The organism is Roseibaca sp. Y0-43, assembly GCF_020667835.1.
In the GTDB taxonomy this organism is placed as follows: Bacteria; Pseudomonadota; Alphaproteobacteria; order Rhodobacterales; family Rhodobacteraceae; genus Roseinatronobacter.
This window is the reverse complement of the sequence record NZ_JAFMPR010000041.1, coordinates 1-1,060: the sequence shown is the minus strand read 5'-3', so window position 1 is coordinate 1,060 and position 1,060 is coordinate 1. Positions and strand designations below refer to the sequence as shown.

The 1,060-nt window shown below is 57.6% G+C and carries 2 pseudogenes and 1 other annotated feature; both pseudogenes read left to right on the top strand.

The features are described 5' to 3' along the window. Positions 1-51: 51 nt before the first annotated feature. Positions 52-264: pseudogene (locus J1C52_RS15180) on the top strand (transposase); the annotation flags it as partial. 80 nt (positions 265-344) lie between these two features. Continuing rightward, positions 345-461, top strand: a sequence feature (AL1L pseudoknot). Beyond that, a pseudogene (locus J1C52_RS15175) lies at positions 435-1,060 on the top strand (IS3 family transposase); the annotation flags it as partial. (Overlaps the previous feature by 27 nt.)

Below are 1,060 nucleotides of genomic sequence, written 5' to 3'. Positions count from 1 at the left end.
TGAACCGCCCCGGGTTTACCGGAGGGCAAAACTCTCGGAGGATTGCCCGTTATGGAACAGAATCGAAAGAAGACCTCAAAGCCGTATTCACCTGAGTTCCGCGCGCGTGCGGTGCGGCTTGTCGCGGAGCATCGTGACGAATATCGAAGCGACGCAGCAGCGCATGCTGCGATCGCCAGCAAATTGGGCTGTTCGCCAGACAGTCTTCGCGAGTGGGTGCGTCAGGCCCAACGTGATGGTGGCGAGCGGCCAGGACCGACCAGTGCTGAGAAGGCTCGTATCAAAGAGCTTGAACGCGAGAACCGGGAACTGCGTCAGGCCAATGAGATCCTGAAGAAAGCGTCGGCGTATTTTGCTCAGGCGGAGCTCGACCGCCCGTTTCGCAAGTGATTGCTTTCATTGAGGACCACCGTGGGGTGTATGGGGTCGAGCCGATGTGCAGAATACTGCAAATTGCCCAGTCCACCTATTATGAGCAGCGCGCCATCGCGCGTGATCCTGATCGAGCGTCAGCTCGGGCAAAGTCTGACGCGGAGCTGTGCATCAAGATCAATGCGGCCTGGGACGAGAACCGCAAGCTCTACGGCGCGCGGAAGATCTGGCATGTCTTGCTGCGCGACAATCAGGACGTCGCGCGATGCACGGTGGAACGGTTGATGCGCCATTTGGGCATGAAGGGCGTGCTTCGAGGCAAAAAGGTCGTCACAACCAATCCGGACAGCTCGCAGCCGTGCCCCGACGACAAGGTGAACCGTTACTTCAAAGCGGATCGGCCCAACCAGCTGTGGGTCTCTGATTTCACCTACGTTCCGACGTGGTCGGGAACAGTGTATGTGGCCTTCGTGATTGATGTTTTCGCGCGCCGCATTGTCGGCTGGCGTGTCTCGACATCAATGGCGACACAGTTCGTCTCGACGCTTTGGAGCAAGCGATCTGGCAAAGAAAAACACCTGATAACAAGGAGCTAATCCACCACTCGGATCGAGGATCGCAATATCTGTCGATCAAATACACTGAGCGGCTGATCGAAGTCGGCATCGATCCGTCCGTCGGAACCGTC